Annotated in this window: 28 protein-coding genes; 17 read left to right on the forward strand and 11 right to left on the reverse strand. The window is 49.5% G+C overall.

The features are described from left to right. Positions 1–229: 229 nt before the first annotated feature. Positions 230–895, reverse strand: a complete 666-nt coding sequence (locus O0S09_RS03565) for a DUF4276 family protein (protein WP_268922572.1) — start codon at positions 893–895, stop codon at positions 230–232. A gap of 1 nt (position 896) precedes the next feature. Further along, positions 897–1,985: an AAA family ATPase gene (locus O0S09_RS03570; RefSeq protein WP_268922573.1), complete on the reverse strand. Its 1,089-nt coding sequence runs from the start codon at positions 1,983–1,985 to the stop codon at positions 897–899. A 370-nt stretch (positions 1,986–2,355) separates the two neighbouring features. On the opposite strand from O0S09_RS03570, the gene O0S09_RS03575 reads away from it, so the two are divergent. Further along, entirely contained in the window at positions 2,356–3,390 is a 1,035-nt protein-coding gene (locus O0S09_RS03575; protein WP_268922575.1) for a hypothetical protein, read from the forward strand. A gap of 86 nt (positions 3,391–3,476) precedes the next feature. Here O0S09_RS03575 and O0S09_RS03580 read toward each other — a convergent pair whose 3' ends face one another. Then, positions 3,477–6,617: a type I restriction endonuclease subunit R gene (locus O0S09_RS03580; RefSeq protein WP_268922577.1), complete on the reverse strand. Its 3,141-nt coding sequence runs from the start codon at positions 6,615–6,617 to the stop codon at positions 3,477–3,479. 52 nt (positions 6,618–6,669) lie between these two features. Further along, positions 6,670–7,317, reverse strand: coding sequence for a restriction endonuclease subunit S (locus tag O0S09_RS03585; protein ID WP_338148499.1), 648 nt, complete (start codon positions 7,315–7,317; stop codon positions 6,670–6,672). Between O0S09_RS03585 and O0S09_RS03590 the strand changes: the two genes are divergently transcribed. The 7 genes from O0S09_RS03590 (at position 7,271) to O0S09_RS03620 (ending at position 10,535) form a co-directional block, all read left to right on the forward strand. After that, on the forward strand, positions 7,271–7,489 hold the full coding sequence (locus O0S09_RS03590) for a hypothetical protein (RefSeq protein WP_268922578.1): 219 nt from the start codon (positions 7,271–7,273) through the stop codon (positions 7,487–7,489). The genes O0S09_RS03585 and O0S09_RS03590 overlap by 47 nt on opposite strands. Further along, a complete protein-coding gene (locus O0S09_RS03595; protein ID WP_268922579.1) occupies positions 7,486–7,671 on the forward strand; it encodes a helix-turn-helix domain-containing protein in 186 nt (61 codons plus the stop codon). Before O0S09_RS03590 ends, O0S09_RS03595 begins: the two co-directional genes overlap by 4 nt. A 162-nt stretch (positions 7,672–7,833) precedes the next feature. After that, entirely contained in the window at positions 7,834–8,154 is a 321-nt protein-coding gene (locus O0S09_RS03600; RefSeq protein WP_268922580.1) for a hypothetical protein, read from the forward strand. 302 nt (positions 8,155–8,456) lie between these two features. After that, positions 8,457–9,035 (forward strand): MarC family protein, encoded by a 579-nt coding sequence (locus O0S09_RS03605; RefSeq protein ID WP_268922581.1) that lies wholly within the window; start codon positions 8,457–8,459, stop codon positions 9,033–9,035. Positions 9,036–9,222: 187 nt separating this feature from the next. Then, on the forward strand, positions 9,223–9,504 hold the full coding sequence (locus tag O0S09_RS03610; protein WP_268922582.1) for a hypothetical protein: 282 nt from the start codon (positions 9,223–9,225) through the stop codon (positions 9,502–9,504). A 106-nt stretch (positions 9,505–9,610) separates the two neighbouring features. Next, on the forward strand, positions 9,611–9,958 hold the full coding sequence (locus tag O0S09_RS03615) for a hypothetical protein (protein ID WP_268922583.1): 348 nt from the start codon (positions 9,611–9,613) through the stop codon (positions 9,956–9,958). Between the two features lie 286 nt (positions 9,959–10,244). Continuing rightward, positions 10,245–10,535 (forward strand): hypothetical protein, encoded by a 291-nt coding sequence (locus O0S09_RS03620; RefSeq protein ID WP_268922584.1) that lies wholly within the window; start codon positions 10,245–10,247, stop codon positions 10,533–10,535. Between the two features lie 517 nt (positions 10,536–11,052). Here the strand turns inward: O0S09_RS03620 and O0S09_RS03625 are convergent. From O0S09_RS03625 to O0S09_RS03645, 5 genes are all read right to left on the reverse strand, one after another. Next, positions 11,053–11,226, reverse strand: a complete 174-nt coding sequence (locus tag O0S09_RS03625; protein ID WP_425438234.1) for a winged helix-turn-helix transcriptional regulator — start codon at positions 11,224–11,226, stop codon at positions 11,053–11,055. A gap of 117 nt (positions 11,227–11,343) precedes the next feature. Next, positions 11,344–13,242, reverse strand: a complete 1,899-nt coding sequence (locus tag O0S09_RS03630; RefSeq protein WP_268922585.1) for a heavy metal translocating P-type ATPase — start codon at positions 13,240–13,242, stop codon at positions 11,344–11,346. A 27-nt stretch (positions 13,243–13,269) separates the two neighbouring features. Continuing rightward, positions 13,270–13,488, reverse strand: a complete 219-nt coding sequence (locus O0S09_RS03635; protein ID WP_268922586.1) for a cation transporter — start codon at positions 13,486–13,488, stop codon at positions 13,270–13,272. 118 nt (positions 13,489–13,606) lie between these two features. After that, positions 13,607–14,227, reverse strand: coding sequence for a winged helix-turn-helix transcriptional regulator (locus tag O0S09_RS03640; RefSeq protein WP_268922587.1), 621 nt, complete (start codon positions 14,225–14,227; stop codon positions 13,607–13,609). A gap of 429 nt (positions 14,228–14,656) precedes the next feature. Continuing rightward, complete coding sequence (locus O0S09_RS03645; protein ID WP_268922588.1) at positions 14,657–15,532, reverse strand: winged helix-turn-helix transcriptional regulator; 876 nt, start codon at positions 15,530–15,532, stop codon at positions 14,657–14,659. A gap of 514 nt (positions 15,533–16,046) precedes the next feature. Between O0S09_RS03645 and O0S09_RS03650 the strand changes: the two genes are divergently transcribed. The 9 genes from O0S09_RS03650 to O0S09_RS03690 all read left to right on the forward strand — a co-directional run bounded on the left by O0S09_RS03650 (position 16,047) and on the right by O0S09_RS03690 (position 23,131). After that, entirely contained in the window at positions 16,047–16,670 is a 624-nt protein-coding gene (locus O0S09_RS03650; protein ID WP_268922589.1) for a hypothetical protein, read from the forward strand. Between the two features lie 204 nt (positions 16,671–16,874). Beyond that, positions 16,875–17,504 (forward strand): hypothetical protein, encoded by a 630-nt coding sequence (locus O0S09_RS03655; RefSeq protein WP_268922590.1) that lies wholly within the window; start codon positions 16,875–16,877, stop codon positions 17,502–17,504. A gap of 167 nt (positions 17,505–17,671) precedes the next feature. Then, positions 17,672–18,295, forward strand: coding sequence for a hypothetical protein (locus O0S09_RS03660; RefSeq protein WP_268922591.1), 624 nt, complete (start codon positions 17,672–17,674; stop codon positions 18,293–18,295). Between the two features lie 204 nt (positions 18,296–18,499). Further along, on the forward strand, positions 18,500–19,129 hold the full coding sequence (locus O0S09_RS03665; RefSeq protein WP_268922590.1) for a hypothetical protein: 630 nt from the start codon (positions 18,500–18,502) through the stop codon (positions 19,127–19,129). Between the two features lie 169 nt (positions 19,130–19,298). Then, on the forward strand, positions 19,299–19,745 hold the full coding sequence (locus O0S09_RS03670; RefSeq protein ID WP_268922592.1) for a hypothetical protein: 447 nt from the start codon (positions 19,299–19,301) through the stop codon (positions 19,743–19,745). A 160-nt stretch (positions 19,746–19,905) separates the two neighbouring features. Further along, positions 19,906–20,529 (forward strand): hypothetical protein, encoded by a 624-nt coding sequence (locus tag O0S09_RS03675; RefSeq protein WP_268922591.1) that lies wholly within the window; start codon positions 19,906–19,908, stop codon positions 20,527–20,529. Positions 20,530–20,733: 204 nt separating this feature from the next. Continuing rightward, entirely contained in the window at positions 20,734–21,363 is a 630-nt protein-coding gene (locus O0S09_RS03680) for a hypothetical protein (protein ID WP_268922590.1), read from the forward strand. A gap of 169 nt (positions 21,364–21,532) precedes the next feature. Beyond that, entirely contained in the window at positions 21,533–22,567 is a 1,035-nt protein-coding gene (locus tag O0S09_RS03685) for a hypothetical protein (protein ID WP_268922593.1), read from the forward strand. Positions 22,568–22,609: 42 nt separating this feature from the next. Continuing rightward, positions 22,610–23,131 (forward strand): hypothetical protein, encoded by a 522-nt coding sequence (locus tag O0S09_RS03690; protein WP_268922594.1) that lies wholly within the window; start codon positions 22,610–22,612, stop codon positions 23,129–23,131. A 96-nt stretch (positions 23,132–23,227) separates the two neighbouring features. Here the strand turns inward: O0S09_RS03690 and O0S09_RS03695 are convergent, their stop codons facing one another. Together O0S09_RS03695 and O0S09_RS03700 are read right to left on the reverse strand one after the other, a co-directional pair. Further along, positions 23,228–23,461 carry a hypothetical protein gene (locus O0S09_RS03695; protein ID WP_268922595.1) on the reverse strand — a complete coding sequence of 78 codons (234 nt, stop codon included), beginning with the start codon at positions 23,459–23,461 and terminating at the stop codon, positions 23,228–23,230. A gap of 34 nt (positions 23,462–23,495) precedes the next feature. After that, positions 23,496–24,710 carry an MFS transporter gene (locus O0S09_RS03700; protein WP_268922596.1) on the reverse strand — a complete coding sequence of 405 codons (1,215 nt, stop codon included), beginning with the start codon at positions 24,708–24,710 and terminating at the stop codon, positions 23,496–23,498. Between the last annotated feature and the right edge of the window lie 30 nt (positions 24,711–24,740).

The following is a 24,740-nucleotide window of genomic DNA, read 5'->3' on the forward strand; positions in this document are numbered from 1 at the left end:
TTGGGTGCCGGGTTGTTTGCAGGTGATGCGGGGGTCTTTTGCGGGTGGTGTGGTCCGGAGTTTGGAGGTGATTTTTTGGGGTTTTGGTTTGAGGTGATTTCTCCGGATTTTTGAAGCAGATTCGTCTGCGGGGCGTTGGGGCCGCGTCGGTTGGGGTCTGCAAACAACCTCTGATTATTTATATGGTGTTGAGAGGTTATTAATATATGTTTTGTCCGTGAGGGAGAGATCAGTCTGCTGAGTGGACAGCTTCTTCGAGGCTTTTCAGCCACTGATCAAAATGCGGGCACTTCTCCCGCATTGCCGGAAGACCAATCATGTTGGCAATTTCCTTGCCCCACACGACCTTTGCATATTGCTGCTTGCCGCAGATGTCCTGAAGATGCCGCGACGGGCCTTTGTTGTGATCGATGTTTTCGGGTGAGTCATAGTAATCGAGAATGTACTTAAGTTGGGGCAGTGGTGAGGAGACGTCGGCACGGCTGAGTACGTGATCGATCATTTCGATATTGGAGAAGAGCAGGGCTTCAAACTCATGGAGCTGAATGTAGGGAATGAAGTTGTCAATCGCCAGATCGGTTGCTAATGCTTCTTCAAGGGAGGCTACTTTTTCCCAAGGGTCAGGAATGGTTCTGCTCGCATCCATTCCCGGAAAATCGTTCGGCAGACCGTAAAGATCAATCATGGTGGTGAGTAGGCAATCGGGAGCACCATGTTTGATGTTCTTTGCATTCTTTTTGAACTGCTGATAGTGGCTGAGGCCGCCGCGGGATCCCGGAGCGGTTGGATTTACTACGGCTGACACGGTATAGCCAATCCCCTCCAGATGCGGTTTGAGAATGTGCGTCACAAAGTTCTGTTCAGTCTGCCCTTCCACATGGAGTTTCAGGAGCATTTCAGGGGTTCCCTCCGATGAGATTACTTTGCCAGATGTCGCCTAAGGTGTAATCGGTCAGCCATGCATTGAGCGTATCGGGGTTGGGGCGGGAGAGGGTTGTTGCGCCGTTTTCGTTTTCGGCGATGATTATCTCGTCGGGGGAGAATTCGCTGACAAGTTGTGCGGACTGGGTGGAAAGGATGATCTGGGATTTGCTGCTCGCGATATGGATGAGTTCGGCAAGGATGGTTATTGCATGCGGGTGGAGGCCGAGTTCGGGTTCGTCGATGATGATGAGTTTGGGGGGGGTTGGCTGGAGGAAGAGGGCTGCAAGGGCGATGAACCGAAGTGTTCCGTCGGAGAAGGCGGAGATGGGGAGGGTGTAGTCCCCGGAGGTTGCGGTTTTCCATCTGAGTCGGACGGTGTTTGATTTTTCTTCTTTGCGGTAGGTGAACTCTTTGAATCCTGGGAGGATGAGTTGGATTGCGGAGAGTATTCCTTGATAGTGGTCCGGGGCGGTTTTCTGGAGGTGATAGAGATAGGCGGCGAGGTTTCCGCCGTCGGGGAGCAGATAGGCGGTTTCGTCTATGTCGGCGGTTCGTTTGAGGGGTGAGTGGTCGCCTGTGTCATGGAAGTGGTAGACGAACCAGGATTCGAGGTTGTCCCGGGTGAAGCTTTGGACGGTTGGGTCGCCGGATGATTCCCCAAGATGCGTTTCACGGTGGCCGGTTCCTAATTTTTCGGTGTAAGGTTTCGGATAATTGCGTTTGTTCCAGAAGGTGACTGTTTCTTCTGCGAAGTAACAGGCGTCGGCGGTATCTGCGGCAAGTTTGAATTCGTAGGTGTTGTTGCCAATTTCTATTTTGATGGAGAGTGTTTCGGTGTGTTTGGTTCCAAGGTAGAACTGGGTGTTTGCTCCTCCGCATTGGGCGATGTGGGTCTGGAGGTTGTTCTGGGTGATTGCCCGAAGGAGGTCGAAGAGGCTGATAAAGTTGCTTTTTCCGGAGCCGTTTGCGCCGATAAGAATGTTGATGCGATGCAGGGGGATGGAGGTTTGTTCGAGGGAACGGTAACCTTTTATGGTTATTTGGGTGACATCGGACAACATTTGTGGTTCGTATGTTGTTGGGGCGGCTGGTGTTATTAGTGTTTGCCTATCCGTTCCGATAGCTTTCCTGCATGAGGGGTTTGGCTTTTTCGAGGGAGACATGGTCGGTGATGAGTACTTCAAGGTCGCCGGTTCCCCAGTGGCCTATCCCGCGGACGTCGCGGGTGAAGCCGGGTTCAAGGGTGTAGTCGTCGGGGTTGAGGGTGAGGGGGATCTTTGATATGGGTTTGGTGAGTGAGGTATTGGTGAGAGATGATAGAGGTTACGGGGAGAAAGAATTTATTGAAAGGTTGATGTACGGATACGTGTAAGGCTCCGTCTAAAATATTTCAACGTGAGTACGAAATATTGGATTCATGGATGGATAGAAATGACATTTGATGCGTTATACAAAAACAGGTATTGGATTGTATTATCTTTTGCCGGAATCCTCATCTTCTGGATAATTGTTGCCATATTGATATTTCTTGCTACCAATATAGGGTATATGTTATTTATACGTCCATTTATGAGTGTATGGGCGAATATGAGTGACATTATCCATATCTATCTCGTTGTAATTATATGCATATGGATATCGGGAAGAATACAGTACAATTATTTTTATCATTGGAAACCAGTAAAAATACCAGTTAAAATGTCTGCTGGGGACACTTATTTCGAGCCTGAAGAGAAGAAGTCAATTTTCAGGAGTCTTGGTAATAAATCTAAATTAGTAGGCAGTGTTGGGCCATATGTATCTGGTCTTTTGGCCAAATACTCTTGCATAGAAAATTTCATAATCATTATCTCAAAATGGATGAGAGTAGCAAAGCATTTCATTCTGATAACCTTCATAGAAAAAATAGTTGTCCATTTCTTATTATCTCCAGTGGAATTTCTTCACCAAATGAGGGAGAAAAAATTTATGGAGGCGAATTCTGCATTTCGGGCAGATATGCCGCATAACGGCATTGTTATCTGTCATGGGAACCGGAATTCTCTCCCATTCTATGGTTTTGGTGCCGACCAGTTGTTACACTATTTTTTAGAGAGGCATATTCCCTATCAGCTGTACAACTGCTTTACCTTTGATGATTTTGTCTCGGTTGTACAAAATGATGCAGTTCAGGTTATGTGGATTTTTGGGCATGGAAACCGCGGTGGTGTTGGTCTCAAAGATGGATGCCTTTCTTATAGAGGTAATATCCCCAGTGTGAAACGCCATAAGAAGATCTCTGTGTATCAACTTCATTGTAATGGGGGAACTGCCATCCCGCTTTCCCAGTTAGTGGTCGATGGGTGGGATTTCAGGGAGGAAGGTCTCACTTTAGGATACAAGACTCGGGCACATATTAAACAAATTCTTGCTGATCCGGATAAGTTTCCCGGAATATGGAAGTCAGTCGGGGATAAATCAGAGTAAGTGAGACGCTTAGTCCACACAGAATATATTACATATTTCGGTGACAGATATTTAGTCTGGTTGAATTTTCCAAAATTTTTTTGGAGTTATTTCGCATATTTTTTGAAGTTTTCTGCCTGTTCCAGAACTTCTTGATAGACTTCATCATGAGTTACTGGAGGATATCCATACTCATCAAGTAAGAGGATTAAAGCGACTTGCAGATCTGCTTTAATGTCCTCGCGAGTGGCCCAGTCGGTATAGCGTGCTCGATCATCAACAATTTCTTTGGTTTTGCTGGCCAAGAGAATCATCTTATCTTCAGGGTATTCAAATTTGTATTTGAGTGAAACGGCTTTGAGAATGTCGTAGAATGCTTTTTCCTCATAATCGATTCCCAAAGCTATGAATGAGTTTTTTTCGGATTTCAGATCCGCCAGAAGGTCAGTGAGCCTGTTAACGAGTTCATCAAGGACTTCTTTTGTGTAGGCTTCGTCACGGCGGCGGTTGTTGTATTCCCGGACAATTTCGTTCAGCCGTTCGGTGAATTCTATTCCCATGATTTTGTTGACTTTTTTCACGTCGGTGATGGCTTGTGCGAGAAGTCGCTGTAATACTTTTATTTTAGTGTTGGGTAGAAGGATGGCATGTATTTTGTTGAGATACTCGTCACTGAATATGTCAACGCTGATCTGTTTTTCGGTTTCAAAGAGTTCTTCGATACCGTCAGAGATGATTGCTTCTTCAAGGAGTTTGCGGACATAGGCGTTCATCTGGGTGATGTCGGGTGAATCTCCTTTGGTCAGTTTGAAGAGGACGGAACGAACTGCCATATAGAAGTGGATGGAGTTACGTTCGTCAGGGGTGATTTGATCACTTGCACTACAGAGGTTGTATGCCTGTTTCATCCGTTTGGATTCACGCATGAAACGGAGTTCAAGCTCTTCAGTGAGCTGAATATACTCTACTGCTCTGTTGAGGCAGGTGAGTTGTTCTTTGGGGGTTCCATGGAAAAAGTCATGGCTGTTGAAGTTGTGGAACATCTGTCCGAGGATTTCCAGTTGGTCTTTGACGATCCGAACAGATTCTTCTATTCCTTCAAATTCTCCTGTTTTGTAGTCGGTATACTGTCTGAGGGCTTCGTTCATCTTGGTCTTGATGCCAATGTAATCTACGATGAGACCTTTGTCTTTGCCGGGATAGACACGGTTTACTCGTGAAATGGTTTGAATGAGGGTGTGTTTTTGAATGGGTTTGTCGATGTAGATGGCGTCAAGGGATGGGACGTCAAATCCTGTTATCCACATGTCCACAACAATGGCAATTTTGAAGTTGGATTTGATATTTTTGAACTGACGGTCAAGTTCTTTGCGATCTTCACTGGTGCCTAGCATGGTATAGAGGTTGCGGGGGTCGTCTTTGTTCCGCGTCATGACCAGTTTGATCAGTTCAATTGGTTTGAGTTCTTTTTTGTCTTCGGGGGTGAGTTGGGTTTCGTCAGGGGAGAGTTTGGGTTTTGCCCATTCGGGGCGTTGTTCTATGATGAATTGGTAGAGGTTATACGCGATGGTTCGGTTGGCACAGACGAACATGGCTTTTCCGGAGATGGTTGCTCCTTCGCGCACACGGGTTTCGTAATGGGTGATGAAGTCGTTTGCAACTGCCCGTAATCTGTCCGCATCTCCAAGGATTACGTCAAGTTTGGTTACGGCTTTTTTGCTTTCTTCGATCTGATAGGTGTTTGATCCTGCCAGCTCGCACTTTGCATAGTAGTCTTCAATGGCCTCTACGGTTGTGTCGTTGAGACTGACTTTTGCGGCACGTCCTTCGTAGACCAACCGAACGGTGATTCCATCGTTGACGGATTCGATCATGGTGTAGGAGTCGACGATGTCACCGAATACGTTGAGGGTTTCGTCTATGGGAGTACCGGTAAATCCTACGTAGGTGGCATTCGGCAGAGAGGCGTGCAGGTATTTTGCAAATCCATAGTAGCGTTTAATTCCGTCTGCGGTGATTTTGATTTTTTGGTCAAGGTTGAGCTGGCTGCGGTGGGCTTCGTCTGAGATGCAGATTACATTTGTTCTGTCGGTGAGAAGAGAAATGTCTTCGGTGAATTTCTGAATGGTGGTAAGGTAGACTCCTCCGCTTGTTCTGCCCTGAAGTTCCTTTTTGAGAGTTTCACGGGAGTCTATGTCAAGAATTTTTTCGTCGCCGACATACTTTTTTGCTTTGAGAAACTGTTTGGAGAGTTGATCGTCCAGGTCTTTTCGGTCGGTGATGAGAAGTATGGTGGGGCTGCGGAGTTCGGGGCTTTTCATGAGCATGCGGGTGAGGAAGAGCATGGTGTAACTTTTGCCGCAGCCGGTTGCACCAAAGTAGGTTCCTCCTTTGCCGTCGCCATGCGGACGCATATGGGTTTTGATGTTGGAGAGTAGTTTGGTTGCACCAAAGTATTGGGGATATCGGCAGATAATTTTGGTGTCATTTTTGTCTTTGTCAGGGAAGTAGATGAAGTCTTTGAGGACGGCAAGCAGGCGGTCTTTTCGGAAGAGTCCCTGAATCATGGTGGTAAGGGAGCTGATGCCGTCTTGGTCGGTGTCTTCTGAGTTGATTTTTCGCCAGGAGTAGAAGTATTCATATGGGGTGAAGAGGGTGCCGTATTTGTTGTTGATACCGTCGCTGATGACGAGGAAAGCATGATATTTGAAAAGGTCCGGGATGTCGCGTTTGTAGCGGATAGTAAGCTGGGTGTATGCGTCAGCGATGGTGGCATTTTCTTTGACGGCGCTTTTAAACTCAAGGACGGTGATGGGGAGGCCGTTTAGATAGATGATGGCATCCGGGATTCTGATCTGTCCGTTAATGCCTTCGATTTCAATCTGATTGACGATTTTCCAGATGTTGTTTTCTGGATTGGCATAGTCAATGAGTTCAAGGTAGATGTCCTTTTGGGTGCGATCTTCCCGGGGAAAGATAAAGCCGTCAGAGAGGTATTTGCAGAATGTTTTGTTGGCTTCGTAGAGAGTTCCGGGGATGGTACGGAGTTGATGAAGAATTCTGTTGAGTTCGTTTGCAGTGAGATGGTGGTGGGCATATCGGTTGAGGAGGTATGTTTTCAGATCCTCGGCAAGAAGCTGTTCTGCTTTTTCTCGGTGGAGCTGTTCGCCTTTCAGATGGGTGTAGTCTTCATCCCCAAACAGTTCCATGATAGACTCTTCCAGGGCTGATTCATTGAAATAGGACATAGTTCTTGTGTGTTTTAATTTCATGTTATGGTGTAGTCGGATAAATGATGATTTAGTAAGTTAATGTTGATAAAATTGATTCTTTAATTTTCACTAATGTATTAATCTCCTTTGTTATGCATGTCCTTAGGGCAATATTTTTTTCAAGATAACTAAATAAGGGAGCTTCCAGTCGAGGAATTTTAAACTCAAACGTGTTCAGTATATCCTTAGATAAATTTTGTTGTGCAGATCCATTTGCTTGTGTTGTAATATAATTTCCAAATATCATGAGTAAATAGTATAAAAATATTGATTTTTTTAGATCATCTGTAATTAGATTTATCACTGCTTGATTTGTGCATAATGGGATGGTGTTGAATGAAACTTGAATGTCTGAAACACAATACATAGCCATGCTCACAGAATTGGCAGGTATTAATTTCGTAGAACTTTCTGAGAACCCCAGCTTGGAAATAGACTCTTCAGTATTTACGATAATGTTATTTTTGATTTCACCATTTTTAAGCCAATTAATATCATTTGGATGCCAATATTTATGATTCCCTCTGTTTGGAGTCCCTCCCGATGTTATGGTCTTACAAAAAGAGTTTAATGTGGAAATGTTATCATAAAATGAATCCTCACACTCGTATTTTTTTCTGAGGATTATCTTGGCAAATTCTATTAAAGACGCCGAACGGTTCCTCAGCCGCCGCAGACTCTATGAGTCTGCGGTGGCTGCCGCGGGCATCGACCGCGTCCGCCCGCTCGAACACGTCAACCTCGGCGACCTCGCAAAAGTCCTCCCGCACGACGAGTTCAGCCGCTACATCCTCCTCACCCCAAAACCCCTCCCGGCAAGAATCGTCCGCATCACGGAGGACACATGACCCCCGAACTCCCCGACCGGGACGTTCTCGCCGCGTATGTGGACGAAGGACTCTCCATCCGCAAAATCGCCATCCGGATCGGCTGCTCCAAGACTACCGTCGCCCAAGCGCTCAGGCAGCACGGCCTCTCCCGCAGACGCATCCGCGTACCGGACGAGATGAAAAAGAAACTCAGGATGTAACCATCCCTTTTTTTTCCGCAGGGTGTCAGTCTGTGTTCAACAGAATTATGATTGAACTGCTCCTACAGAAATAATGGAACATATCAGAAAAAATGAGATTTTCCGCATTCATTACCGAAGATGAAATAATTTGAAAACCACGTTCCGGGAGAAAATGGGAGAATGCTGATAATACTGCTGAAACTACTCCTGTTCTCTCTCACCATAATCGTATTCTGCTTCCTGAGCTGGCGCATTCTTACCGGAAGAGACAAACCGCACGAAGCAAAAACCCCGCTCCCCGACTGGTGGCTGGGATCGAGAGTCGTAATCTCCAGCGGAGTCTGTGGATTTAGTTCGCTGTTCTGGTTCCTCCTCGTGTATCCCAATGAACTGTTGCCTCTCACTCCGTTTCTGGTATTTCCTGCCTACATCATGACATTTATAACAGTAAAGTTTGGAATAGACCTGATTGTTGAATATTGGAGAAATCATGAAATCTGACCAGGTATTTCTCCTCCGTATGCATCTCCCGCATCCCTGCCTGGGGCATGCCGGAAATGCAGAATAACCACTCTTTTCCGGCCTTCCTCTCCGAAGTAGTGAAGTACACGGATGTGCCCGCACCCCGCATACCGTCCGCACCTTTTTTTCCGCAGGGTGTCAGTCTGTGTTCAACAGAATTATGATTGAACTGCTCCTAAAAGTAACGGAAAATCTCCGGATAAAATAGAGATTATCCACATCCTGATCCGTGTCAGGATCTCTTTACTGAAACGAAACAACGCACAATAGTGGAAAATATCATGGAATTTATTGCTGTAGTAATTATGCTGTTTTTGGTTGAATCAGCACTGTGGAATCTACCCGTGTTTCAGGTTTTGACGCAACATCTCACCCCTGAACAATATACCCGGGAAGCTCTGGTTGCGGTCATCATCACCTTTATTCTGATGATGCTGACAGCACTTGGCGGCCAGTATGTACTCGACATCTTAGGTGTCAGCCTTGAGGGGATAAATATCGGCGGCGGTATCATCATTCTCTATATGGGGTTCCAGATGATCGTTGGTCATGAGTTTGGGGATGAATGTACGATAACCCCCGGCAATGCGGGCGTCAAATTCGCGGTCCCCTTCCTCTTTGGTACGGGGGTGTGCAGTATCATCCTTACGCACACGCAGGCGATTGGCGTCATACCGATGATCCTCGCGATTGGGCTTATTAATATTATATCCTTCGTGATTATCATGTTCGGCATTCGGATTCTTCGGAAACTTGGCAGTTTCCTCAATCTGCTGATCACTCTTTCCGGCCTCTATATTGTGGTGGTCGGTACGGAAAGCATCATGGCAGGAGTCAGGGTGTTTCTGGGAATCAGTTAGGGCAGAGAACGAGGAACACGGTTCCTTTTTTTGTTTTTCCGGGTGTCAGTCTGTGTTCAACAGAGTTATGATTGCGGTTTTCCAAGATGTTATGAAGAGGAATTCTTCTGGAACACAGGGAGGAGAAGTACATACCTGCGCTTTCCTGCACCGGGGAATCCTCGATGAAGTAAAGTGAGAAGAGCTAATGACATATACAACACTTGAGTATTTTTTCTACGGGAAATTAGGACGCGATGAATTCAAAAAACTGCCCTTCGGCTCTGAACGTGCGGCTGCTGCATTTGTTGTTCCGGCAAATCTCCTGACGCTGGGGATGATAATTGCGGTATGGTTCATGCGCCATTACCTGTATCATATAAATTCCCTGCTCGTATGGGAAATTATTCTCGGGTATGGTGTGATCCTCGCAGTCTTATGGATCATTCTGTATCGGCATCTGAAGCAGGAAAAAAACATCTGCGCATGAAATCCCGTGAGAAGAACTCAGCAGTTTCTGACACCATGTTACCCGTATATAGAAGAGTCCCTGCCAGCTCGATTGATGTTCCGGTGTACATCAGGTTAGGGTAAACATGTTGCCGTACGGTGACCCCCGCGTACTCCTCTTGACGGCGATTCTTACGTTCTCCATAATGCCCATTGGAATGAGTCTGCATATCGACAGGTGGATATTGCTCACGCTTATTCTTCTTGGTGTTCTGTATTATTCCCTGACGGCAGACAAACAGGAGTCCGGAATTACGTTTTCTCTCACTGACCCCACGATTATTGGAGTTATTATTGGGGGAATTGTGGTCTGTACGGGAGTCATATTAAGTATTAACTGGGAGGTAATGGATAAAATAATGATTTGGGTGGGGGTTGGAACAAGTAGTATTCTGGCGCTCTGTTATGTAATTGCATATATCAAAAAGGAATGAAGTTCAACGATGGGAACAGGAACAGACGCCAGGTTATGAGGGATGTTCCACCAACGAGGAAAAAACCGGGGATGAATCCATTCCTCTTTTTTCCTGGACGTCAGTCTATGTTCAACACCATTATGATTGCGGGGTTCCAAGAAGTTATGCTGAGGAGTTCCGCGGCGATCTCCGATGGCGGAAACTCCCGGAGTTCTTCCCAAACCCTCTGAAGAAAAGTACGTACCTCCGTCCTCCCACACCACACTATAGAACTCCTCTCTGATCAATATTGTGAGATAAGAAAATGAATTATACGACACTCGAATATTTTTTCTATGGAAAACTCGGACGGGATGACTTCAAAAAACTCCCTCCCAGCGCTGATCGTGTTGTTGCTGTATTCACAGTTCCGGCAAATTTCCTGACATTTGGAATGCTGATTATGGTAGGGTTGATGAGCCGTCCTCTGTATCAAATAAACCCCCTGCTATTATGGTACATAATCCCGGCATATGGGGCGATCCTGGGAGTCTTATGGATCATTCTGTATCGGCATCTGGAACAGGAAAAAACATCTGCACGTAAAACCCCGTGAAAAGAACTCAGCTGTTTCTGACACCATGTTACCCGTGTATAGAAGAAACTCTGCCAGCTCGATTGATGTTCCGGTTTACATCAAATTAGGGTAATTATGCTGTCGTTCGCAGATCCAAGATTCATTATTGTGGCAGCGATTATTACCGTCCCCACAACATTCATTGGAGTAAGTCTGAATATTGATCAGAGGATATTGACCCTTATTATTTTTTCATTAGTCTGTATTGTTCTCTCAAGATCTACAAAAATGAATCAAAAACTAAGCTTTCGATCACCGATCCCTATATGATTGGAGCGACAATTGGGGTACTTAGTGGTTCTATTTTTATAATGATGAATATTTCCAAGCGGGAAATGAGGGAAATGTTGATGCCGGTGGGGATTTGCCTCATCATTATTCTGGTACTCTGTTATGTAATCGCATGTATCAAAAAGGAATGAACTTCAGACCGGGAACCGGTACAGACATCAGACTAGATATTCTGCAAAAAACCGCCCCCTCATTCCTTTTTTCCTCAGTCGAGCAGTTCCCAGTGCCCGGTTTTATCCGACCCGACCCTGCGGATAACGCGGTATCTTTTCAGGGCCGAAAGGGCACGGGTGACGGTTGCCCGGGAAAAACCGGTCTGGACGGTAAGGTCCCGGATGGTGTTCCGGAGATTTCTCCGTAACAGCTCCAAAACCTCCATCTCCTTCTCCGAAAGCAGATCGTCCGCAAATCCCGGCTCATATACAGTGTCATATACAGTATCTTTTACAGTATCCTATCGCACAACCGAAACCGCATCCCGGGACAGCTATCCGTGTCACGGCAGTTTGGGGGGCAGCCCTTCGGAGAATGCGAGCGTCCGCATGGCGTTGAGGATGGCAAGTACCGCAACGCCGACATCGGCAAAGACCGCTTCCCACATGGTGGCAAATCCTGCGGCGGCAACTGCGAGGACGAGGAATTTGACGCCAAGCGCGAAGATGATGTTCTGCCGGACGATCCGGTACGTTTTGCGGGAGATTTGGATGGCGGTCACCACTTTTGCGGGGTCGTCGTCCATCAGGACGATGTCGGCTGCTTCTCTTGCGGCGTCGGTTCCAAGAGTTCCCATGGCGATTCCGATGTCTGCACGGGCAAGAACGGGGGCATCGTTGATGCCGTCACCGACATAGACGACCGTGCCGGTGCCGGTTGTTTCGGCGATGATTGCTTCAAGACCGGCGACTTTGTCCTGTGGGAGGAGGTCGGCACGGTAGGAGGTGAGGCCGAGTTCGGCGGCGATCCGGTCGGCGGCGGTAGGGGTGTCTCCCGTGAGCATGGCGATGCGGCGGACGCCGATCTGTTTGAGGGCGGTGACGGCGTTCTTTGCATGGGGTTTGAGGGTGTCGGCAAACCGAATGCAGCCGGCATATCTGCCGTCTGCGGCGATGTGGATTGCGGTTCCCGCAGGGGTGCCGTCCGGGACGGCAATCCCTGCGGCGGCGAGATGGTCGGCTGTTCCGGCAAGGACGGGGATGCCGTTTACGTTTGCGGTGACGCCCCGGCCTGCTGTTTCTTTGATGTCGGTGATTTTTGTCCGGTCAAGGGGTTTTCCAAAGGTTTCGAGGAGGGAGCGGGCAAGCGGGTGGGTGCTGGAGCTTTCGGCGGATGCTGCCCAGGTAAGGAGCTGGTCTGCGGTGATGCCGTCTGCCGGGAGGATTTCTGTGACCCGGAAGGTTCCTGTGGTGAGGGTGCCGGTTTTGTCGAAGACGACCGTGCCGGTCCGGGCGAGGGTTTCGAGGTAGTTTCCGCCTTTGATGAGGATGCCGTTTCTGGATGCTCCGCCAATGCCTCCGTAGAAGCTGAGGGGGATGGAGATGACGAGGGCACAGGGGCAGGAGACGACGAGGAAGATGAGGGCACGGCTTATCCAGTCGGGGAAGGGGTCACCGAGGAGGAGGGGCGGGAGTACGGCGAGGGCTGCGGCGATGCCGACGACTGCCGGAGTGTAGTATCGGGCGAAGGTGGTGATGAAGTTCTCGGTTTTTGCTTTTTTTGCGGCGGCGTTTTCGACGAGGTCGAGGATTCGTGCGACGGTTGATTCTGTGTAGGGGGCACTGACGCGGACGCGGAGGAGGCCGGAGAGGTTGATGCTGCCGCTGATGACCAGATCGCCCGGGGTGACGGGGCGGGGGAGGGATTCTCCAGTGAGGGATGCGGTGTCGAGTTCGGAGGTGCCGGAGAGGATGATGCCGTCAAGGGGTACGCGGTCTCCGGGTTTGATGAGGATTTCGTCTCCGGCGTGGAGTTCTTCGGGGTCGATTTCGATGAGGTTTCCGTTTTGTTCGATGTTGGCATGGTCGGGGCGGATGTCCATGAGGGCGGTGATGGATTTTCGGGTTTTGCTGACGGCGTAGTTCTGGAAGAGTTCGCCGGTCTGGTAGAAGAGCATGACGGCGACTGCTTCGGGGTATTCGCCGAGGCAGAATGCTCCGATTGTGGCAATGGTCATGAGGAAGTTTTCGTCGAGGATTTTTCCGTGCAGGATGTTTTTTCCGGCACGGAGGAGGATGTCATGTCCTATGATGAGGTAGGGGATGAGGTAGAGTGCGAGCAGGAGTGGAGGGGTCGGGATGAGTGCGGTCTGCTGGGCGGTGAGGATTCCGAGGAGGAGGGCGAGGGAGATGATGATTCGCCCCAGGGTCCGTTTCTGGTTTTTGGTGAGTAGGGGTGTCATGGGTGGTTGTTCCGGGTGGTGGTCTGTTTAGGGGAGGATGATGCAGTCCGGTTCGATTTTTTTGCAGGTTTTTTTGACTTCCCGGATGATTTCGTCGAAGCGGGTGTCGTCGGCGGTGAGGGTGAGTTTCTGGGTCATGAAGCTGACGGAGGCGTCGGTGACGCCGTTGATTTTTTTGATGCGGGTTTCCATGAGGGCGGCGCAGTGGGCACAGTCGAGGTTTTGGAGGGTGTAGGTTTTTTTCATGGTTTTGTCTCCTTTGTGTGTATTTCTGTTGGGTTTTGAAGGATATAAGGGAAAAAGTGGCGCGGAGGAGAGATAGTTTCTTCAGAGATACCAAGGGAGGCTGTTGTGATAAGAGGTGTTATGCGGTGTTTGGGCCGGGCGGCGGGGTGAGAGGTTGGGTAATGTTCTGATATGCGGTGATTGTTTCGGGGGTGAGGCTGTACCTGAGTGTTCTGTCGTGTTTGTGGGTGGTGAGCAGGTGGTGTCGGTTGAGTTTTTGGAGATACCAGATGGTTGTGGTTCGGGAGAGGTTGAGTTCTGCGGCGATTTCGTTTCGGGTGAGGGCGGGGTGGTTGAGTAAGGTCTGGAAGAGGAGGTGGTCTTTTTCTTTGGTGAGGAGGGGGAGGAGATTTTTCTGGTTGTCGGTGAGGCCGGTGTTTGCGGGGAGGTAATGCAGTTGTTTGCCGTACCGGATTGCGAGGATGTTCTGTGTTTCCAGGAGCCGGTTGAGGTGGTAGTTGAGCGAGCTGCGGGGGAGAGTGAGGGCGTCGGCGAGTTCCTGTTTGGTTTTTCCGGGGTGGTCGCTGATGTAGGTGTGGATCTGTTCTCTGCGGGAGGCTGCGTCCGGGTTTTTTCGGTTGGTGGTTCGGCGGTAGAGGACGAGGAGGCCGAGGCCGGAGGAGAGGTAGAGGAGCGAGAGGATTTTTGCTGCGGAGGGGGGGATGTACGCCATGGGGTAGGTGATAATGCGTAACAGCATTTCCCGGGGTGATAACTGCCAGAATGCAACGGGAACTATTTCTGTGTCATCATAGATCGGTTGTATTTTTCCGGTAGCCGGTGTGAAATTGAGGCCGTCGATGTTTTGCCCGATAAGGCTTGGACGGGTGGCGGGATCGTCATTGATGCCCCGTATTTGTCCCCCGTCGATGAAGAAAAGATAAACGGAGGGAATCAGGAGTATCATTCCTATAAGAATGAGTACTCCGATTTCCCGAATGTGTTCTTTGTTTGTCATTATGTGCTGTGTATGATACGGGTGTGTTCTGGTCTCCCTGCCGGAAGGGGAACGGCTCATGGACTATTTTCTGTCCGGAAGATGTTATAAATACATTGGTCAAACTATAGTTTTTTCCGGAACGGCAGGGGTGCCGGTGTGGGTCTGGGGTAACGTGACGGGGAGGAGTTTTCAGGGTATCGAACCATTTGGGTCGGGTTCAAACCATGTGCGAAGTTTCTGATAATTTTCGGTTGTTTCAGGCGTCAGTTTGTATATACGTTCTTTGCCCTGGTTTTGTATGATGATAAGATTCTGTTTTGCAAATCGTTTCAGTCTCCATGATAGGGTGGTGGGAGAGAGCTGCAGGGTTACGGTAAGTTGGGTTCTGGTGATTCCCGGATGTTCGATGAGGGTCTGAATTATCTGGTGATCTTTGTCCCGTGCAACGAAGGTAAGCAGTATCTCCATTTCCGTTGAGATAGCTCGGCCTCCGGGGAAGTAATGAGGATACGTTCCGGAGGTTATTTGGTGAATCTCTTTTTGTTTCAGCAGTTTGTTTAGATGATACTTGAGACTGCCGCGTGAGATTTTCATAGAGTTTGCGATCTGTTGCTGGGATTTTCCGGGATGAGTGCATATCCAGCGATATATTTGTTCGCGGGTGGAGTTGGGGTCGCGGTTTTTTTCGGAGATTTTTGCGTAGAGAATGAGAAAGGCGAGGCCGGAGGCGAGATAGAGGAAGGAAAGGAACTGGGAGAAGGAAGGGGGGATGTAGGTGAAAGGAGCGATCCCGATAAAGAGGAGAGCATCTTTAAGTGGCATCTGCCAGAGTTCGGTCTGAATAACTTCGGTGTCGTCGTAGCGGGGAGTTATCGGTTCTTCGACGGGTTCAAAGACATATCCGCCAATGTCCTGGTAGTAGATGGGTCCCAGATTGTTCGGGTCATCATTGATTCCTGCGATCTGCCCTCCGTCTGCAAAAAACAGAAGGGCACCGAAAGCAAAAACTCCAAACAGCAAAAGGATGATGATGCCAAGGTCTTTGTATCGTTCCCGATTTTTCATGCGTACCAGTTTATGATGAGGGTGTACGGCTGCGTTCCGGTAACTGTTGTTCCTGCAACCCCAACTCTCCAGCAGGTGTCAGCGTCCGGTTGTAATCCGGTTTGCACTGAGATTTTTCTGTGGTAAGAAACCTCATGAACATTGGTATCTCGATTCTGTTATAAGTAAAGATTGGCCAAGAATTCGTTTTGAAATTTTGGGGTGGGAAGTCTCCCCTTGCAATTTGAGATTGCACCCCCCCATGCCTACCAGTATGTTGGGTAACGCCTCATGCGTGCATCGTCACCCTGACCTGCTGCATTATCCGCGTCACCGTCCCGGGTCTCCGAAACTACCGCAGGCCCGACCTGATACTGTATTCGCGAACGACGTCAGCACAGACCGAACAGACAACCGGAAAATACCGAATCATCTCTTTTTTGGAAAGCAGATACTTTGGAACTGACGAGTGTTTGGCCACACTTTTTATATACCGCCCGCGACAAATGCTCAAACATTCACGAGGCCAAACACCATGAAATCCCTGCTTACGCTTCTCGTCCTTCTCTGTGTAGTCCTCCTCGGATTCTGTATAGTATCATCTATAGACACTCAGAACACAATACCTCCAGTCTTCACCATTCCCGGACATAGCATTGTCATATCCTCAGGAAACAGTACTGGTCTGGACCTCTCTCAGGGATTCCAAACATCTGTGCATAACTATGGACCGATTCAGATCCCAGCGGTATTTTCTACCAAAACCACGGATTCCGGAGCATTTACTCTGCTCTCCTTCGCCGAACTGCATCCGGAAGAATGGCAGACCCTTACCCTGCCGATCACATTGTACGGCCACTCCTATACCGCGGAAATGACCTCAGTTTCGCCTGGTTTTGTCGTACTCGGCGAGGTAAATGGAATCCGGACAATGTACAAAGGAACGATTACCGGCTTACCCAACTCCCGCATTGAACTGCTGATTACGGATACCAATCTGATCTCTGGAGTGATTTACCTGACAGATGACTGCATCTACATCTCTCCCGTACAAAATCGGGAGTATACACAGAACACTACAAACCCTCTGCATGTTGCCTATTCGGACCGTGAACTTCTCAGACCGTCTCTTCCCCCGATGCCCATTGATCGACATTGATCGATTCTTATCTCCTGCTGGGTTGATCCAGTCCCTTATGTGTGTCGTCTGGAAAAATTCCGTAAAAACAAAATTGACGGCATACAATTTTTTCCTGATGCGGTGATATCTACCAAATGATTTTTTTGAAAACGAGTGTTTGGCCACACTTTTTATATACCGCCCGCGACAAAACACCTCCATACCGAACAGAGGAAAAAAACCATGCAGAAAAAATGGATCATTCTCGCAATCTTTCTGGTTCTCTTCGCCGTACTGCTTGCCCCGCTCCTCTTCACTCTCTCTGTCAATATAAGTGATGCAAGCATATCCTACACGGTTTCCGTTTCCGGCCTTGAGAACCGCACGGTCAGCGAACCGGTAACTATTCTTGTACCGCTCCCGCTTATCCATACCACGTCCGCACTTCCCGCAGAAAAACTTCCGGCAACGACGAACGGATGGAATGTTTCGTTCGTGGAAACCGAACACGGACAGATGCTTTCCCTCACCTCCACGGAGCCCGTACTCCGCAATCCTGATCTCTCCGTCTGGCAGCACTTCTCCTCCGCATTTGATGTACAGGTGACAAACGCGTCGCAGCTGCATCTCTCCACGGAAAACCGCTCGTCGCAGACCGCATTGGTCCACCTCTCCGGCCTGACACTTCCGGAAAATGGACATGTTGTCATTGATATCTCGTTTCAGACATCATCCAAATACGAAGACCTGCTGATGCAGCCAAACAATATGCGGGGAATCTACCGCCTGTCCGCGATCGCATCCATCCCGTCTGATAGGAAATCAGGATGGATCGCAGTACCCCTCACCAGACAGCCCCCGCACTCATACTGAAAAATCCGGAAAACACATCCCGTGACGACACGCAATCCTTCATCTCAGAGCCGGAAGCATACCGGCAGGCTAATCTGAATATCACCACTCTTTTTCCTGACGAGTGTTTGGCCACATTTCTTATATACTCCCCGCGACAAATGCTCAAACCATTCAGGATGCATACCATGAAACCCCTGCTTACGCTTCTCGTCCTTCTCTGTGTAGTCCTCCTCGGATTCTGTATAGTATCATCTATAGACACTCAGAACACAATACCTCCAGTCTTCACCATTCCCGGACATAGCATTGTCATATCCTCAGGAAACAGTACTGGTCTGGACCTCTCTCAGGGATTCCAAACATCTGTGCATAACTATGGACCGATTCAGATCCCAGCGGTATTTTCTACCAAAACCACGGATTCCGGAGCATTTACTCTGCTCTCCTTCGCCGAACTGCATCCGGAAGAATGGCAGACCCTTACCCTGCCGATCACATTGTACGGCCACTCCTATACCGCGGAAATGACCTCAGTTTCGCCTGGTTTTGTCGTACTCGGCGAGGTAAATGGAATCCGGACAATGTACAAAGGAACGATTACCGGCTTACCCAACTCCCGCATTGAACTGCTGATTACGGATACCAATCTGATCTCTGGAGTGATTTACCTGACAGATGACTGCATCTACATCTCTCCCGTACAAAATCGGGAGTATACACAGAACACTACAAACCCTCTGCATGTTGCCTATTCGGACCGTGAACTTCTCAGACCGTCTCTTCCCCCGATGCCCATTGATCGACATTGATCGATTCTTATCTCCTGCTGGGTTGATCCAGTCCCTTATGTGTGTCGTCTGGAAAAATTCCGTAAAAACAAAATTGACGGCATACAATTTTTTCCTGATGCGGTGATATCTACCAAATGATTTTTTTGAAAACGAGTGTTTGGCCACACTTTTTATATACCGCCCGCGACAAAACACCTCCATACCGAACAGAGGAAAAAAACCATGCAGAAAAAATGGATCATTCTCGCAATCTTTCTGGTTCTCTTCGCCGTACTGCTTGCCCCGCTCCTCTTCACTCTCTCTGTCAATATAAGTGATGCAAGCATATCCTACACGGTTTCCGTTTCCGGCCTTGAGAACCGCACGGTCAGCGAACCGGTAACTATTCTTGTACCGCTCCCGCTTATCCATACCACGTCCGCACTTCCCGCAGAAAAACTTCCGGCAACGACGAACGGATGGAATGTTTCGTTCGTGGAAACCGAACACGGACAGATGCTTTCCCTCACCTCCACGGAGCCCGTACTCCGCAATCCTGATCTCTCCGTCTGGCAGCACTTCTCCTCCGCATTTGATGTACAGGTGACAAACGCGTCGCAGCTGCATCTCTCCACGGAAAACCGCTCGTCGCAGACCGCATTGGTCCACCTCTCCGGCCTGACACTTCCGGAAAATGGACATGTTGTCATTGATATCTCGTTTCAGACATCATCCAAATACGAAGACCTGCTGATGCAGCCAAACAATATGCGGGGAATCTACCGCCTGTCCGCGATCGCATCCATCCCGTCTGATAGGAAATCAGGATGGATCGCAGTACCCCTCACCAGACAGCCCCCGCACTCATACTGAAAAATCCGGAAAACACATCCCGTGACGACACGCAATCCTTCATCTCAGAGCCGGAAGCATACCGGCAGGCTAATCTGAATATCACCACTCTTTTTCCTGACGAGTGTTTGGCCACATTTCTTATATACTCCCCGCGACAAATGCTCAAACCATACAGGAGACGAACACCATGAAACCCCTGCTTACACTTCTCCTTCTCGCGGCTCTCGTCCTCGCAGCCGCAGGCTGCATCCAACCGCAGATACCAGACCCGCATCCTACCCCCCTGCCTACCGCCCCGCCGCCATCAGGAGAACCTGCATTCCTGATCAGCAACACCGATCAGTATCTCTCCTACTGGAACGAAAAAATGGGCTGGAACCTTCCCGACCGGACACGTCTCGCATACGCTGAAGAACTGAACCGCTACCTTGACGCCACGTGGGAAAAAGAAGCGGCAGGCTACCATGTCACCAACACCAGCGACTTCCTCCGTGCCGTGAAAACCATCCTCGGCCTCACCGAAGAACAGTTTGCTGCATTCGTTACCGCAGATGCCGAACAAAAGAGAGCTGACCAACTGAATTATCACAGTCACACCTCACGGCTCTACGAAACGTACGCAGACCAACCCTGAAACCGCACTCAAAGAAACATCTTCACGGGCTGAGCAGACAAAAGAAAAATACAGAATCATTTCTTTTTTGGAAAGCAGATACTTCGGAACTGACGAGTGTTTGGCCACATTTCTTATATACTCCCCGCGACAAATGCTCAAACCATTCAGGATGCATACCATGAAACCCCTGCTTACGCTTCTCGTCCTTCTCTGTGTAGTCCTCCTCGGATTCTGTATAGTATCATCTATAGACACTCAGAACACAATACCTCCAGTCTTCACCATTCCCGGACATAGCATTGTCATATCCTCAGGAAACAGTACTGGTCTGGACCTCTCTCAGGGATTCCAAACATCTGTGCATAACTATGGACCGATTCAGATCCCAGCGGTATTTTCTACCAAAACCACGGATTCCGGAGCATTTACTCTGCTCTCCTTCGCCGAACTGCATCCGGAAGAATGGCAGACCCTTACCCTGCCGATCACATTGTACGGCCACTCCTATACCGCGGAAATGACCTCAGTTTCGCCTGGTTTTGTCGTACTCGGCGAGGTAAATGGAATCCGGACAATGTACAAAGGAACGATTACCGGCTTACCCAACTCCCGCATTGAACTGCTGATTACGGATACCAATCTGATCTCTGGAGTGATTTACCTGACAGATGACTGCATCTACATCTCTCCCGTACAAAATCGGGAGTATACACAGAACACTACAAACCCTCTGCATGTTGCCTATTCGGACCGTGAACTTCTCAGACCGTCTCTTCCCCCGATGCCCATTGATCGACATTGATCGATTCTTATCTCCTGCTGGGTTGATCCAGTCCCTTATGTGTGTCGTCTGGAAAAATTCCGTAAAAACAAAATTGACGGCATACAATTTTTTCCTGATGCGGTGATATCTACCAAATGATTTTTTTGAAAACGAGTGTTTGGCCACACTTTTTATATACCGCCCGCGACAAAACACCTCCATACCGAACAGAGGAAAAAAACCATGCAGAAAAAATGGATCATTCTCGCAATCTTTCTGGTTCTCTTCGCCGTACTGCTTGCCCCGCTCCTCTTCACTCTCTCTGTCAATATAAGTGATGCAAGCATATCCTACACGGTTTCCGTTTCCGGCCTTGAGAACCGCACGGTCAGCGAACCGGTAACTATTCTTGTACCGCTCCCGCTTATCCATACCACGTCCGCACTTCCCGCAGAAAAACTTCCGGCAACGACGAACGGATGGAATGTTTCGTTCGTGGAAACCGAACACGGACAGATGCTTTCCCTCACCTCCACGGAGCCCGTACTCCGCAATCCTGATCTCTCCGTCTGGCAGCACTTCTCCTCCGCATTTGATGTACAGGTGACAAACGCGTCGCAGCTGCATCTCTCCACGGAAAACCGCTCGTCGCAGACCGCATTGGTCCACCTCTCCGGCCTGACACTTCCGGAAAATGGACATGTTGTCATTGATATCTCGTTTCAGACATCATCCAAATACGAAGACCTGCTGATGCAGCCAAACAATATGCGGGGAATCTACCGCCTGTCCGCGATCGCATCCATCCCGTCTGATAGGAAATCAGGATGGATCGCAGTACCCCTCACCAGACAGCCCCCGCACTCATACTGAAAAATCCGGAAAACACATCCCGTGACGACACGCAATCCTTCATCTCAGAGCCGGAAGCATACCGGCAGGCTAATCTGAATATCACCACTCTTTTTCCTGACGAGTGTTTGGCCACATTTCTTATATACTCCCCGCGACAAATGCTCAAACTATTCAGGAGACGAACACCATGAAACCCCTGCTTACACTTCTCCTCCTCGCGGCTCTCGTCCTCGTAACCGCAGGCTGCATCCAGCCGCAGATACCAGACCCACATCCTACCCCCCTGCCTACCGCCCCGCCGCCATCAGGAGAACATGCATTCCTGATCAGCAACACCGATCAGTACCTCTCCTACTGGAACGAAAAAATGGGCTGGGACCTTACCGACCGGACACGTCTCGAATACGCTGAAGAACTGAACCGCTACCTTGATGCCACGTGGGAAAAAGAAGCGGCAGGCTACCATGTCACCAACACCAGCGATTTCCTCCGTGCCGTGAAAACCATCCTCGGCCTCACCGAAGAACAGTTTGCTGCATTCGTAACCGCAGATTCCGAACAAAAGAGAGCTGACCAACTGAATTATCACAGTCACACCTCCCGGCTCTACGAAACTGAGACTATCCCTGAGTCTGCAACGGTACCCCTCCAGAACGTCCCCATCTACGACCCCGCAGAATTTACCATTACCGCGTGCGGTCCGGATCTCTCACCCGAAGATCTGTTCGAATCAGCAAATGAGACCCTGAACAACTACACCACGCTCTTTGGAAAGATCGCAGCACCCGGTGCCTTGTCCACCTCTTTCCTTCCGGCAAGTTCCCTGAGCCTGCAAAAGACACTATCCAAGAACGTGTCATCTGCATCCCCGATGCCAGACGGATATCTGGGTATTTCGCCGGTTACCTTGGCTGATGATGAAAAACTCGCAGCCTACGGTTTCCGGGTTCTTCCTACCGGGCAAACGATGACATATGTGTCTATCGTTTCCGCAGACGCGAACGATGCTGCCTATGCAGCAGCCGAGGACGGCCTGAACGAATGGATGACCACGGTACACGAAAAGACGATTGCCGCGGGTACTTCCATTATCTCCAACGCGGCAGAAGTATCATCGATCTCAGAGCCGGGATTGCTTTCCTCCCTCCGGACGTCAAAGGACTATGGAATATGTGGGAAAATCGACCTCTACTCCACATGGTACTGGGACCCTATAGAATAGAATAGGTATCAGGACCAGTTCTACGCCACATCTGAAATTACGATGACTCCAGGAAAAGTAACCCACGGTAACTCTTACAAAAATCACAAGTTTACTCTTACCATAGATCCGGGATACTCTGATCTCAGCCGGAATGCACCGCATCTTCCGGGTGCAGTGACCACCAGCCCTGCCCCGACCGGTACCAGCAGCGGGCACTCGGTGACCTGTTCGCTTAGGTTATCTCGTAATGGAGCCCTTTCGTGGACAACCGATATTCCTGATACGTCATTCGTATTTACCAACCCCAGCGGTAAAACCCAGAAATGGGAGGGAACATTCAGCTCTCTTGGTACCATGGCCGGACAGACGTTCATCTTTCAAGCTGGTGTGATAATCGAGAGTACGCAGTCGACCTCCCGAAATGGAAATGTCTATACCCTCTCCAAAAACACCGTCGATGCGTATCATGCATTCTCCGAGGGTCTGGTTTCATTTGGACCAACAACAAATCGTTACATCCCGCAGGAACTGTACATACAGTGGAAGAATGTGGAGTATAAGCCATTCACTCCGGATGTATAACCCAACCTCTCCCAGCCACCCCATATCCCCGAAGATGACCCAAACACCCTCATCAACACCAAAAAAAACCTCCACCAAAAAAAAGAAAAAATAATATCAGCATCTGCCGTGATGCCGGTGAGGGGAATCCGCATACCGCGGCTGGTTCCATCCGCAATCTGCCGGACACTGTCCTGCTCCGTGGGAGGGACAGGACAGATACGCATGATGATGCGGCGCACCGTACTGCTGCGGAACATCCGCAGGAGCCGCAAGCGCACATCCGGCCGTTACCGCAAGACAGACCGCAGCCACGACAAGAACGACTGCCGCAAACTTTGTCAGCTGCATACCCGATATATTGTCCCGGAAGCATATCAAAGTATCATCCAGTACCCGTCTTCGCCCGCCCGGAAACCATCGCCAGAACCCAGTACACCACCCCGACCAGAACACCCACAACCCCAATCGTCAGAAACAGACCCTGATAACTACCGGTCAGCGCAAGAAGCTCGGCGCCCACAAACGACGACGCAAACACCCCGAAGTACACCGCCACCGTCTGCCCGCCCATAATCCGGCCCAGATACTTCTGCGGCGTAATCGACGACAGCCACATTGAACCGGTCGGCGTCCCAAGACCCAGACCAAACCCTACCAGCGCCGCACCCAGAGCAATGACCGGCACATTGATCGCCGTTCCCACCACAAAAAGACCCGCACCCTCCAGGAAAAACATCAGCGCAAACATCTGCATAGGCGTAAACCATCGGGCAAACCGCCAGAACGAGTAGCTCGACACCGCACTGAACAGACCCGCCATTCCGAGGATCAGACCACAGACCGTCGTCGAAACATCCGCCGTCTGCGTCAGCAGATACGCAATCTTCGACGAGATCAGATACATCATAATCAGTGAAACGAACAGGGTCACATACACCAGCAGAACCGGTTTCATATCCAGCTTCTTTATACGGGCACTCGGCACCTCCAGACCATCATCGAACTCCCCGGTCTCCTCAACCCGTTTTGGTTCCTTCACATACAGGAGAACCAGCGGAATCACCAGAACCCCGAACAGATAGATCAGGAACGGTTCGCGCCACGAGATCTCCGCCAGAACTCCGCAGCCCGTCTGAAGCACCAGACCGCCGACCCCCATTGCAGCGGACATATATCCCATATACCGGGCACGGGTCGGCCCTTTATAATACTCCGTCAGCAGTGTGGTCACCGTCGGCAGAAGACCCGCCAGACCCACGCCGAGCCACAGCCGCCAGAAGATAATCGCGGTCACCGAGTCAAGGAAAAATCCTGACGAACCTGCAAGACCGAACAGGGCAAGACTTACAATCAGTACGCGTTTGCGGCCGTACCTATCCGAGATGGCGCCGATCAGAAATCCCGACAAAGCTGTTGCAAGCGGCGGTAGCGTAATGATCAGAGAGATCAGCGTCTCCGACGCGTCGGGAAACGCTGCACTGATCAAAGGAAGAGCCGGCGCTACCGCGGCGGTACCTAAGAGAGCCGGCATTGCCGCAAGCAGCAGAACGATCATCGTTCCTTTTCCTGCAACAAATGGTGTATCGGAACCGGACATATGGTATCAGATTCACTCCGAAATGATATG

This window comes from Methanocorpusculum vombati (assembly GCF_026891935.1).
Taxonomy (GTDB): Archaea; Halobacteriota; Methanomicrobia; order Methanomicrobiales; family Methanocorpusculaceae; genus Methanocorpusculum; species Methanocorpusculum vombati.

What these genes read in the sequence shown, in the direction of transcription:
- O0S09_RS03675 (WP_268922591.1), top strand. Translation starts at nt 19,906, where the DNA reads ATGAAACCCCTGCTTACGCTTCTCGTCCTTCTCTGTGTAGTCCTCCTC.
- O0S09_RS03665 (WP_268922590.1), top strand. Translation starts at nt 18,500, where the DNA reads ATGCAGAAAAAATGGATCATTCTCGCAATCTTTCTGGTTCTCTTCGCC.
- O0S09_RS03655 (WP_268922590.1), top strand. Translation starts at nt 16,875, where the DNA reads ATGCAGAAAAAATGGATCATTCTCGCAATCTTTCTGGTTCTCTTCGCC.
- O0S09_RS03690 (WP_268922594.1), top strand. Translation starts at nt 22,610, where the DNA reads ATGACTCCAGGAAAAGTAACCCACGGTAACTCTTACAAAAATCACAAG.
- O0S09_RS03565 (WP_268922572.1), bottom strand. Translation starts at nt 895, where the DNA reads ATGCTCCTGAAACTCCATGTGGAAGGGCAGACTGAACAGAACTTTGTG.
- O0S09_RS03570 (WP_268922573.1), bottom strand. Translation starts at nt 1,985, where the DNA reads ATGTTGTCCGATGTCACCCAAATAACCATAAAAGGTTACCGTTCCCTC.
- O0S09_RS03575 (WP_268922575.1), top strand. Translation starts at nt 2,356, where the DNA reads ATGACATTTGATGCGTTATACAAAAACAGGTATTGGATTGTATTATCT.
- O0S09_RS03670 (WP_268922592.1), top strand. Translation starts at nt 19,299, where the DNA reads ATGAAACCCCTGCTTACACTTCTCCTTCTCGCGGCTCTCGTCCTCGCA.
- O0S09_RS03600 (WP_268922580.1), top strand. Translation starts at nt 7,834, where the DNA reads ATGCTGATAATACTGCTGAAACTACTCCTGTTCTCTCTCACCATAATC.
- O0S09_RS03625 (WP_425438234.1), bottom strand. Translation starts at nt 11,226, where the DNA reads ATGGAGGTTTTGGAGCTGTTACGGAGAAATCTCCGGAACACCATCCGG.
- O0S09_RS03620 (WP_268922584.1), top strand. Translation starts at nt 10,245, where the DNA reads ATGAATTATACGACACTCGAATATTTTTTCTATGGAAAACTCGGACGG.
- O0S09_RS03650 (WP_268922589.1), top strand. Translation starts at nt 16,047, where the DNA reads ATGAAATCCCTGCTTACGCTTCTCGTCCTTCTCTGTGTAGTCCTCCTC.
- O0S09_RS03660 (WP_268922591.1), top strand. Translation starts at nt 17,672, where the DNA reads ATGAAACCCCTGCTTACGCTTCTCGTCCTTCTCTGTGTAGTCCTCCTC.
- O0S09_RS03700 (WP_268922596.1), bottom strand. Translation starts at nt 24,710, where the DNA reads ATGTCCGGTTCCGATACACCATTTGTTGCAGGAAAAGGAACGATGATC.
- O0S09_RS03635 (WP_268922586.1), bottom strand. Translation starts at nt 13,488, where the DNA reads ATGAAAAAAACCTACACCCTCCAAAACCTCGACTGTGCCCACTGCGCC.
- O0S09_RS03680 (WP_268922590.1), top strand. Translation starts at nt 20,734, where the DNA reads ATGCAGAAAAAATGGATCATTCTCGCAATCTTTCTGGTTCTCTTCGCC.
- O0S09_RS03640 (WP_268922587.1), bottom strand. Translation starts at nt 14,227, where the DNA reads ATGCTGTTACGCATTATCACCTACCCCATGGCGTACATCCCCCCCTCC.
- O0S09_RS03685 (WP_268922593.1), top strand. Translation starts at nt 21,533, where the DNA reads ATGAAACCCCTGCTTACACTTCTCCTCCTCGCGGCTCTCGTCCTCGTA.
- O0S09_RS03645 (WP_268922588.1), bottom strand. Translation starts at nt 15,532, where the DNA reads ATGAAAAATCGGGAACGATACAAAGACCTTGGCATCATCATCCTTTTG.
- O0S09_RS03630 (WP_268922585.1), bottom strand. Translation starts at nt 13,242, where the DNA reads ATGACACCCCTACTCACCAAAAACCAGAAACGGACCCTGGGGCGAATC.
- O0S09_RS03580 (WP_268922577.1), bottom strand. Translation starts at nt 6,617, where the DNA reads ATGTCCTATTTCAATGAATCAGCCCTGGAAGAGTCTATCATGGAACTG.
- O0S09_RS03595 (WP_268922579.1), top strand. Translation starts at nt 7,486, where the DNA reads ATGACCCCCGAACTCCCCGACCGGGACGTTCTCGCCGCGTATGTGGAC.
- O0S09_RS03695 (WP_268922595.1), bottom strand. Translation starts at nt 23,461, where the DNA reads ATGCAGCTGACAAAGTTTGCGGCAGTCGTTCTTGTCGTGGCTGCGGTC.
- O0S09_RS03615 (WP_268922583.1), top strand. Translation starts at nt 9,611, where the DNA reads ATGTTGCCGTACGGTGACCCCCGCGTACTCCTCTTGACGGCGATTCTT.
- O0S09_RS03605 (WP_268922581.1), top strand. Translation starts at nt 8,457, where the DNA reads ATGGAATTTATTGCTGTAGTAATTATGCTGTTTTTGGTTGAATCAGCA.
- O0S09_RS03610 (WP_268922582.1), top strand. Translation starts at nt 9,223, where the DNA reads ATGACATATACAACACTTGAGTATTTTTTCTACGGGAAATTAGGACGC.